9 protein-coding genes are annotated in these 8845 nt (G+C 69.8%); 7 read left to right on the top strand and 2 right to left on the bottom strand.

Annotated elements, in window-relative coordinates; genetic code table 11:
* Positions 1–119: 119 nt before the first annotated feature.
* The 3 genes from MIAR_RS14470 to MIAR_RS14480 all read left to right on the top strand — a co-directional run bounded on the left by MIAR_RS14470 (position 120) and on the right by MIAR_RS14480 (position 2541).
* Positions 120–467, top strand: coding sequence for an ArsR/SmtB family transcription factor (locus MIAR_RS14470; protein ID WP_285637445.1), 348 nt, complete (start codon positions 120–122; stop codon positions 465–467).
* Positions 468–541: 74 nt separating this feature from the next.
* Complete coding sequence (locus MIAR_RS14475) at positions 542–1999, top strand: purine-cytosine permease family protein (protein WP_285637448.1); 1458 nt, start codon at positions 542–544, stop codon at positions 1997–1999.
* Positions 1996–2541 carry a cysteine hydrolase family protein gene (locus MIAR_RS14480; protein ID WP_285637453.1) on the top strand — a complete coding sequence of 182 codons (546 nt, stop codon included), beginning with the start codon at positions 1996–1998 and terminating at the stop codon, positions 2539–2541. Before MIAR_RS14475 ends, MIAR_RS14480 begins: the two co-directional genes overlap by 4 nt.
* 12 nt (positions 2542–2553) lie before the next feature.
* Here the strand turns inward: MIAR_RS14480 and MIAR_RS14485 are convergent, their stop codons facing one another.
* The gene (locus MIAR_RS14485; protein ID WP_285637456.1) at positions 2554–4050 is read right to left on the bottom strand and encodes a glutamate-cysteine ligase family protein; all 1497 of its coding nucleotides are present in this window, start codon (positions 4048–4050) and stop codon (positions 2554–2556) included.
* A gap of 93 nt (positions 4051–4143) precedes the next feature.
* On the opposite strand from MIAR_RS14485, the gene kynA reads away from it, so the two are divergent.
* From kynA to MIAR_RS14505, 4 genes are read left to right on the top strand one after another with little or no spacing between them, the layout of a single operon-like run.
* Positions 4144–4995: a tryptophan 2,3-dioxygenase gene (gene kynA / locus MIAR_RS14490; protein WP_285637457.1), complete on the top strand. Its 852-nt coding sequence runs from the start codon at positions 4144–4146 to the stop codon at positions 4993–4995.
* Positions 4996–5011: 16 nt separating this feature from the next.
* On the top strand, positions 5012–5923 hold the full coding sequence (locus MIAR_RS14495) for an amidohydrolase family protein (RefSeq protein WP_285637458.1): 912 nt from the start codon (positions 5012–5014) through the stop codon (positions 5921–5923).
* Between the two features lies 1 nt (position 5924).
* Positions 5925–7205 carry a kynureninase gene (locus MIAR_RS14500; RefSeq protein ID WP_285637460.1) on the top strand — a complete coding sequence of 427 codons (1281 nt, stop codon included), beginning with the start codon at positions 5925–5927 and terminating at the stop codon, positions 7203–7205.
* A gap of 4 nt (positions 7206–7209) precedes the next feature.
* The gene (locus tag MIAR_RS14505) at positions 7210–8010 is read left to right on the top strand and encodes a PaaX family transcriptional regulator (protein ID WP_285637462.1); all 801 of its coding nucleotides are present in this window, start codon (positions 7210–7212) and stop codon (positions 8008–8010) included.
* A gap of 104 nt (positions 8011–8114) precedes the next feature.
* On the opposite strand, the gene MIAR_RS14510 is transcribed toward MIAR_RS14505, so the two are convergent.
* Entirely contained in the window at positions 8115–8756 is a 642-nt protein-coding gene (locus MIAR_RS14510; RefSeq protein WP_285637464.1) for an NADPH-dependent F420 reductase, read from the bottom strand.
* Between the last annotated feature and the right edge of the window lie 89 nt (positions 8757–8845).

Genomic DNA, 8845 nt, shown 5'->3' on the forward strand with positions numbered 1-8845 from the left:
AGCCGGCGTCGCAGCACTCGTCCATGTCACACCTCCCTTCATCGATGAGCATCGATATTCGACGTTGCGATCGTCGCGCATATATTGACGACTGTCAATATATGGAGCATAATCGACTCATGCCGGTCCAAGAGCTGATCCCCCTCCGCGATCTGCAGTCCTGCTGCGCCCCGCTCACCCGCGCGCCGCTGTCCGTCGAGAACGCCGTCTCTCTGGCATCCTCGCTCAAGGCCATCGCCGACCCCGCCCGTCTCCGCATCCTGTCGATGATCGCCGCGCACGCCGACGGCGAGGCGTGCGTCTGCGACCTCAGGGAGCCGCTCGGTCTCAGCCAGCCCACCGTCTCCCATCACCTGCGCGTCCTCGTCGAGGCCGGGTTCCTCGAGCGCGAGAAGCGCGGCACCTGGGCGTTCTTCCGCGTCGCCGACGGTGCGCTGGAATCCCTCACCGGCATCCTCGGTCGCTGAGGCAGCGCGTCCCCTCGCGCGGTGGCGGCACCGGATGCCAGGATGAGCACAACCCGAACATCCCGGAGGCACCCATGTCCGCGAGCATCGAAGCCGCAGGCCCCGCTCTGATCGAGCGCACCGGCATCGAGATCATCCCCGAGTCCGACCGCACGGCCAAGCCGCGCGACCTGTTCTGGCCGTGGTTCGCGGCGAACGTGTCCGTGTTCGGCATGTCGTACGGCTCGTTCGTGCTCGGCTTCGGCATCTCGCTGTGGCAGGCGACGGTCGTCTCGGTCATCGGGATCATCGTGTCGTTCTTCCTGTGCGGGCTGATCGCGATCGCCGGCAAACGGGGCTCGGCGCCGACGATGATCCTGTCCCGTGCCGCCTTCGGCGTGCAGGGGCAGAAGCTGCCCGGCATCGTGTCGTGGCTCACGTCGATCGGCTGGGAGACCTCGCTGGCGATCACGGCCGTTCTCGCCACCACGACGGTGTTCCGCAGCCTGGGCTGGCTGAGCGCCGACGACCAGGGCGTCGGGTTGAAGATCGTGGCGACCGTCGCGGTGGCGGCGCTCATCGTCGCGGCATCCGTGCTCGGATACCACACGATCATGAAGCTGCAGTCGGTGCTGACCTGGCTGACCGGCGCGATGACCGTGCTGTTCCTGATCCTCACATTCGAGAGCATCAACTGGTCGACCGCCTTCTCGCGCCCGGACGGCACTCTCGCGCAGACCATCGGCGCCCTCGTGATGGTGATGACCGGATTCGGCCTGGGCTGGATCAACATCGCCGCCGACTGGTCGCGGTACCAGAAGCGCACCGCATCCGACGGGCAGATCATCGCCTGGAACACGATCGGCGGCTCGGTCGCGCCGATCATCCTGGTGTTCTTCGGACTCCTGCTGGCGGGCTCGAACCAGAAGCTGATGGACGCCGTGGGATCCGACCCGATCGGAGCCCTCGCCACCCTCCTGCCCCCGTGGGTGCTGGTGCCGTTCCTGATCGTCGCGATCCTCACGCTGGTCTCCGGCGCGGTGCTCGGCATCTACTCCTCGGGCCTCACGCTGCTGAGCCTCGGCATCCGCATCCCGCGGCCGGCCGCCGCCGGCATCGACGGCGTGATCCTCACCGCCGGAACGATCTTCGTGGTGTTCTTCGCGACCAGCTTCATCGGCCCGTTCCAGTCGTTCCTCATCACGCTCGGCGTGCCGATGGCGTCGTGGGCAGGCATCCTCATCGCCGACATCCTGCGCCGCCGTCGCGACTACGACGAGGCGGCGCTGTTCGACTCGAACGGCCGCTACGGCGCGTTCGACTGGACCTCGATCATCACCATGCTCGTCGCGACCGGCATCGGCTGGGGCTTCGTGATGAACACGATCCCCGACACCCCGTGGAACGACTGGCAGGGCTATTTCCTCGACCTGTTCGGCTGGCGCGACGACTGGGGCTACGCCAACCTCGGCGTGCTGTTCGCGCTGGTGCTGTCGTTCGCCGTGACCTGGTTCGCCCGTGCGGGGAGGATCCGCCGGCAGGAGCAGGGATGACCGAGCGCTGGTTGGTCGTCATCGACCCGCAGAACATCTTCGCCTCTCCGGATTCGGAGTGGGGGTCGCCGTTCTTCGCGGACGCCATGGTGAACATCCGCTCCCTCGCCGACGCCCACGGCGAGCGGGTGCTCGTCACGCGCTGGGTGCCCACCGCCGATCGGGCGACGTCCTGGGGCGACTACTTCGAGGAATGGCCGTTCGCGGACAAGCCGGCGTCCGATCCGCTCTACGATCTGGTTCCGGATGCCGTGGGACTCTCGCCGCATCCCACGCTCGACCTGCCGACCTTCGGGAAGTGGGGTGCCGAGCTCGAGGCGATCGTCGGGCGCGGCGCGCACGTGGTTCTGGCCGGGGTCTCGACGGACTGCTGCGTTCTCTCCACGGCCCTGGCGGGAGCGGATGCCGGCGCACGCCTCACCGTCGCCACGGACGCCTGCGCGGGATCGACCGCCGAGAACCACGCGGCCGCCCTGCACGTGCTGGGCCTGTACCCGCCGCAGATCGCACTGCGGACGACCGCGGAGATCCTCGGAGACTGAGCCTCCTGGGGGTCACGACGCCCAGGTGTGCACGGGCTCGCCCGTGTGCATCCGCTCCAGGTACTCCGCGAGCATGCCGTGCAGCGCCTCGGATCGCGTCTCGCCTGCGGCCTCGCGGGCGGCCACCGCGCCCCGCTGCCAGGTGGCGCCGTTCCGGCCGGTCAGGCAGCGCTGCTCGATGATGCCCAGATACCGGTCGCGCACGGCGGCGTCGACGCCGTAGGCGTCCAGCCCCTCCGCCGCGAGCGGGAGCAACCGGCGCAGCACGAGCTCGCGCGGGCCCACCCAGCCGACCTCGGGCCAGTACATCCGCGCCTCGATGCCGTCCCGCGCTGCGGAATGCAGATTCTCCTCGGCGGCGTCGAAGGTCATCTGCGTCCACAGCGGCCGGTCGGCGTCGGTCAGGCTGCGCACGAGCCCGTAGTACAGCGCGGCATCGGCCAGCACGTCCGGGATGCTCGGTCCCGCGGGCAGCACGCGGTTCTCCAGCCGCAGATGCCGCCCCTCGGCCTGGGCGTCGTAGATCGGGCGGTTCCAGCGGTAGATCGTGCCGTTGTGCATGCGCAGCTCGGCCAGCTTCGGCGAGTCACCGGCCTCGAGCACGTCGAACGGGTCCTCGTCGGTGCACACCGGCAGGAGCGCCGGGAAGTAGCGCGAGTTCTCCTCGAACAGGTCGAAGATCGAGGTGATCCAGCGCTCCCCGAACCACACCCGCGGACGCACGCCCTGGTTCTTCAGCTCCTGCGAGCGCGTGTCGGTGGCCTGCTCGAACATCGGGATGCGCGTCTCGTGCCACAGCGCGCGACCGGCGAAGAACGGCGAGTTGGCGGCGAGAGCGACCTGCACGCCGGCGATCGCCTGCGCCGAGTTCCAGTACGCGGCGAACTCCTCAGGCGGCACCTGCAGGTGCAGCTGCACCGAGGTGCACGCGGCCTCGGGCAGGATCGTGTCGCAGACGATGTCGAGGGTCTCCCGCGGGCCGCCCTCCGACAGCGCGGGCCCGTCCAGCTGCAGGGCTATGTCCTCTCCACGGGCAGCGATCACCTGCTGGCTGAGCAGCCCGTACCTCGGGTCCTCCGAGAACCACTGCTCGGTGAAGTGATGCTCGTCGACCGTGGGCAGCATCCCGATCATCGCCAGGCCGCACCCGACACCCCTCGCCCGCTCGTCCGCCGCGTTCAGCGCGGCGCGCAGGGCGCCCTCGAGCTCGCGGAGGTTATCCGCGTCGAGCGGCCGCGGGGCGACGTTGATCTCGATGTTGAACCGGCCGAGCTCGGTCTGGAATGCCGGGTCGGCGATCTCCTCGAGCACGCGTGCGTTCGACATGGCCGGGTCGTGAGCGCCGTCGACGAGGTTGAGCTCGATCTCCAGTCCCAGTCGCGGCTCGGCGACGTCGAAGGTGCCGTCGGCGAGCATGACCGCGAGCGCATCCAGGCACCGCCCGACCTTGGCGCGGAATCGAGTGCGATCCTGCCGCGAGAAGCTCTGCACGCCGACGTGGTCTCCCATGGGCCGACATTACCGATGCGCTCGCGAGGAAAGCGATACTCACCACCGATTTCACTATTGTGACGCCCGACACAACAGTGATATCGTCGCGAAATGAGCAACGACAACGAGCGCGCACTCGAAGAGGGCATCGTCACCGATCTCAAGGACCGGATGACGTACGGCTCGTACCTCGAGCTCGACAAGCTGCTGGACGCCCAGCATCCGGTCTCCCAGCCCGAGCACCACGACGAGATGCTGTTCATCATCCAGCACCAGACCACGGAGCTCTGGCTCAAGCTCGTCCTGCACGAGCTCGGCACGGCCCGCGACCGCCTCGCCGAGGACGATCTGCGCTCCGCCCTCAAGCACATCGCGCGCATCAAGCACATCCAGGACGTGCTGACCCGCCAGTGGTCGGTGCTCGCCACCCTCACCCCCACCGAGTACGCGGAGTTCCGCGGCGCCCTGGGCAGCTCCTCCGGCTTCCAGTCGGTGCTGTACCGCTGCGTCGAGTTCGCACTCGGCAACAAGAACGAGCGGATGCTGAGCGTCTTCCGCGACCACCCCGAGAACCTCGCGCTGCTCACCCGTGAGTGGGAACGGCCGACGCTCTACGACGAGTTCCTGCGCCTGGCGGCGCGCCGCGGCCTGCCCATCCCCGCCGAGGTTCTCGAGCGGGACGTGCGCCAGCCGTACCGCGAGAACGACGAGCTGGTGCAGGCGATCCGCGAGATCTACGAGAACCCCCACGAGCACTGGGACCTGTACGAGGCGTGCGAGGAGCTCGTCGACGTGGAGGACAACTTCCAGTTCTGGCGCTTCCGCCACCTGCGCACGGTCACCCGCACGATCGGTATGAAGAAGGGCACCGGCGGGTCGACCGGCGTGGACTTCCTGCGCCGCGCACTGGACCTGACGTTCTTCCCCGAGCTGTACAGCGTGCGCACGGAGATCGGCAAGTGAGCGGGATCGGCAAGGAATGAGCGGCATCCGTCGCGTCGATGGCGGCATCGTCACCGGCCGCTTCACCGACCACCACGTGCACCTGCAGCTGGTGGACCATGCCCTGCTGGCGGGCTCATGCCTGGGCCGCGTGATCGATCTGGGCGGGAATCCGGCGTGGGTGGCGGGGGTGGCTCGCCACAACTCCGGAGATCCGCGGGCTTCTCGGCCCGTTTCCGTCGAACCCGGGTCAGCTGCGCACGATTCTCCGGAGTTGTGGCCGGTCACGATCGAGTACGCCGGCGCGTTCCTCACCGCACCGGGCGGATATCCCTCGGACCGTTCCTGGGCTCCGGCCGGCTCGGTACGGGAGATCGCGGATGCTGCCGCGGCGGTCGCCGCGGTGGCCGAGCTCGCGGCCCTCGGAGCATCCTGCATCAAGGTCGTGGCGCACAGCGAGGCGGGCCCGGTGCTGGACGACGACAGCTTCCGCGCCGTCGTGGCATCCGCGAAGTCCCGTGGACTGCCCGTCGTGGCGCACGCCGAGGGCTCGGGACAGGCGCAGCGCGCAGCGCGCCTGGGCGCCGACCGGCTCGCACATGCGCCCTTCACCGAGCGTCTCGCCGAGGACGAGATCGCCGAGCAGGCGGCATCCGTGGAGTGGATCTCGACCCTCGCGATCCACGACGACACCCACCGCGCGATCGCGATCGACAACGTGCGCCGCTTCGCCGACGCGGGGGGCACGGTGCTCTACGGCACCGACATGGGCAACGGGCCCACCCCCGTCGACCTGAACCCTCGCGAACTCGACGCCCTGCGCGAGGCCGGCATCGACGGCACCCGCCTGCTGCGCGCGCTCGCGCCGCGGGACGACGACCCCCACCCCCTCTTCCTGCCCGACGGCGATCCCGCCGCTGCCCACCCGCTCACTCACCCGGAGGCATGACATGTCCGAATCGTCGACCCCCATCGAATCCGCGGAGGACGAGCACCGCCGCGTCGCCGGCATCAGCGCGCCCGACCTGCTCAGCGAAGCGCGTCGGCTCGACGCCGCCGACCCGCTCGCGCACCACCTGGACGCGTTCGCCGACGCGCCGGGCGTGGCCGCCTACCTGGACGGAAACTCCCTCGGGCGGCCGCTGCGCGACCTGCCCGAGAAGGTCGGCACGTTCATCCGCGAGGACTGGGGCACGCGCCTGATCCGCTCCTGGGACGAGCAGTGGATGGCATTGCCCATGCAGCTCGGCGACCGCATCGCGGAGGTCGCCCTCGGCGCCGCCGCCGGCCAGACGGTGGTCGCGGACTCCACCAGCGTGCTGCTGTACAAGCTCATGCGCGCGGCCGTCGCCGCCCGCCCTGGTCGCGACGAGATCGTGATCGAGGCCGGCAACTTCCCCACCGACCGGTTCATCGCGGCAGGCGTCGCGAAGGAGACCGGCGCGACGCTGCGGTGGGTGGAGCCGGACGAGGTCGCCGGCGTCACGGCATCCGATGTCGCCGCTGTCGTCTCGGAGCGCACCGCGCTGGTCGTGCTCAGCCACGTCGACTACCGCTCCGGCGCCCTCGCCGACATGCCCGCGATCACGTCCGTCGTGCACGACGCGGGCGCCCTGATGCTGTGGGACCTGTGCCACTCGGTGGGCGTCGTGCCGATGCAGCTGGACGAGTGGGGCGTGGACCTCGCCGTCGGGTGCACGTACAAGTACCTCAACGGCGGGCCCGGATCCCCGGCGTTCGCGTACCTGCGCGCAGAGCACCACGGCGCCGTCACGCAGCCCATCCACGGCTGGTGGAGCGCGTCCGACATCTTCGCGATGGGCCCGGAGTACGCGCCGGTCGGCGGCATCCGCCAGCTGCTCAGCGGCACCCCGCCGGTGATGTCGATGCTCGCCATGCAGGGCATGCTCGACCTGATCGCGGACGCCGGGATGCCCGCCGTGCGCGCCAAGTCGATCTCGCTGACGGACTTCGCGGTGCGCGCCTATGATGAGCTGCTCGCGCCGCTGGGCGTGAGGCTGCTGACCACGCGGGATGCCGCGCACCGCGGCGGCCACATCACGATCGGGCACGACTCGTTCCAGCAGGTGACGCAGCGGCTGTGGGCCGAGGGCATCATCCCCGACTTCCGGTTCCCCGACGGCATCCGCCTGGGTCTGTCGCCGCTGAGCACCTCGCACGAAGAGACCCTGCGCGGCGTCCTGGCCGTGCGCGACGCCCTGACCGCCTGAGCCCATGACCGCTTCCGTGCTCGACGACATCGACGCACGCCCGGGCAGCACCACCTCGCTGCTGCGGACGCTGATCGGGCTGTACCTGCGGCCGCTCGGCGGGACGATCTCGTCGGGTGCTCTGGTGGGGCTGGCCGAGGATCTCGGCATCCCCGCAGCGCGAGCGCGCACGGCGATCACCCGGCTGAAGAAGCACGGCCTGCTGCTCGCGGCATCCGGCGGGTACGCGCTGAACCCTGCTGCGGTGCCGATGCTGGAGCGCGGCGACCGCCGCATCTTCTCCGTGCGCACGATGCGCGCCGGCGACGAATGGATGCTGGTCTCAGCGACCATCCCCGAGACCAGGCGCGACCTGCGGCACCAGCTGCGGCGTCGGCTGCAGTTCCTGGGTGCTGGCGCCGTCTCGGCAGGGCTCTGGATCCTGCCCGGCCACCTGGATGCCGAGGTCGAGGAGCTGCTCGACGAGCTGGGCGCCCGGGGGTTCGCGACGCTGTTCCGCACCTCCGATCCGCGGCCGGCGCAGCCGCTCGTCCAGGCCGTCACGGCCTGGTGGGATCTGGAGGCGCTGCGCGCCGAGCACGAGCAGTTCCTGGCATCCGTCACCGGCCTCGACCTGTCCACGCCGTTCGCCGCCTACGTGCGCCTGATCGACAGCTGGCGCGTGCTGCCCTACATCGATCCGGGCCTTCCGCCCGAACTGCTCCCCGCGGACTGGCCCGGCGTCCGCAGCATGGAGACGTTCGCCGAGCACTCCGCGCTCCTGGCCGAGCCTGCCGGAGAGCACGTCCGCTCCGTCGCCTCCTGAACCGCATCCGGACCGGGCCCGTCACCGGATCGGAGGCGCATCGCCGAGAGCCCTCTCAGACGCGTCTCCGATCCGGCCCGCACAGGTGCACGGATGAGAGCAGGTCAGGGCAGGCGGTTCGCGATCGCGAGGTTCGCCTCGAGCTCGGCGGCGTTCTGACGCACCACGTATGCGGGGCGGTCGCGCTCGACGCGCCAGGACTCGCTGAGCGGTCCGATGTTGACCGTGTCGAACCCGAACTCGTCGTACAGACGCGTGACGAACTCGACCGCGGCGGGGTCATCGCCCGCCGTCGCCAGGGCGCGCCGGTTCGGAGTGCCGGCCGGTGAGCCGTCGGTCGTGATCTGCGCCGCCACGATGTGGTTGAAGGCCTTGACGACCTTCGACGTCGGCAGGTGGCGCTGAACGATCTCGGACGTGGTCGTCTCACCCCGATCGAGCGCGTCGATGTGCCCGTCGCGCTCGAAGTAATAGTTGTTCGTGTCGAGGACGATCTTGCCGGCGAGCGGCTCGACCGGGACGTCCGCGATCGCACCGAGCGGGACGGTCACCACCACCACGTCGCCTGCGGCACCCGCCTCGGCCGCCGTGGCCGCGCGGGCCTTCGGCCCCAGCTCCGCCACGAGCTCCGCCAGCGTCTCCGGCCCTCGCGAGTTCGCGATGACGACGTCGTATCCGGCCGAGATCGCCGCGCGCGCGACGCTGCTGCCGATGTGTCCTGCTCCGATGATTCCCAATGTGGTCATGTCAGCGGTCAACACCGCATCGGGAGTGTTATTCCGCCGTCATGACGAGGCCGCAACGGATCGAAACCGCACCTCCCTCACCGGCGTGG

The sequence above is a fragment of the Microbacterium arabinogalactanolyticum genome, assembly GCF_030268005.1.
GTDB lineage: Bacteria > Actinomycetota > Actinomycetes > Actinomycetales > Microbacteriaceae > Microbacterium > Microbacterium arabinogalactanolyticum.

Excerpts from the sequence above, each read along its gene's own strand:
- MIAR_RS14470 (WP_285637445.1), top strand. The coding sequence starts at position 120 with ATGCCGGTCCAAGAGCTGATCCCCCTCCGCGATCTGCAGTCCTGCTGC.
- MIAR_RS14475 (WP_285637448.1), top strand. The coding sequence starts at position 542 with ATGTCCGCGAGCATCGAAGCCGCAGGCCCCGCTCTGATCGAGCGCACC.
- MIAR_RS14480 (WP_285637453.1), top strand. The coding sequence starts at position 1,996 with ATGACCGAGCGCTGGTTGGTCGTCATCGACCCGCAGAACATCTTCGCC.
- MIAR_RS14485 (WP_285637456.1), bottom strand. The coding sequence starts at position 4,050 with ATGGGAGACCACGTCGGCGTGCAGAGCTTCTCGCGGCAGGATCGCACT.
- kynA (WP_285637457.1), top strand. The coding sequence starts at position 4,144 with ATGAGCAACGACAACGAGCGCGCACTCGAAGAGGGCATCGTCACCGAT.
- MIAR_RS14495 (WP_285637458.1), top strand. The coding sequence starts at position 5,012 with ATGAGCGGCATCCGTCGCGTCGATGGCGGCATCGTCACCGGCCGCTTC.
- MIAR_RS14500 (WP_285637460.1), top strand. The coding sequence starts at position 5,925 with ATGTCCGAATCGTCGACCCCCATCGAATCCGCGGAGGACGAGCACCGC.
- MIAR_RS14505 (WP_285637462.1), top strand. The coding sequence starts at position 7,210 with ATGACCGCTTCCGTGCTCGACGACATCGACGCACGCCCGGGCAGCACC.
- MIAR_RS14510 (WP_285637464.1), bottom strand. The coding sequence starts at position 8,756 with ATGACCACATTGGGAATCATCGGAGCAGGACACATCGGCAGCAGCGTC.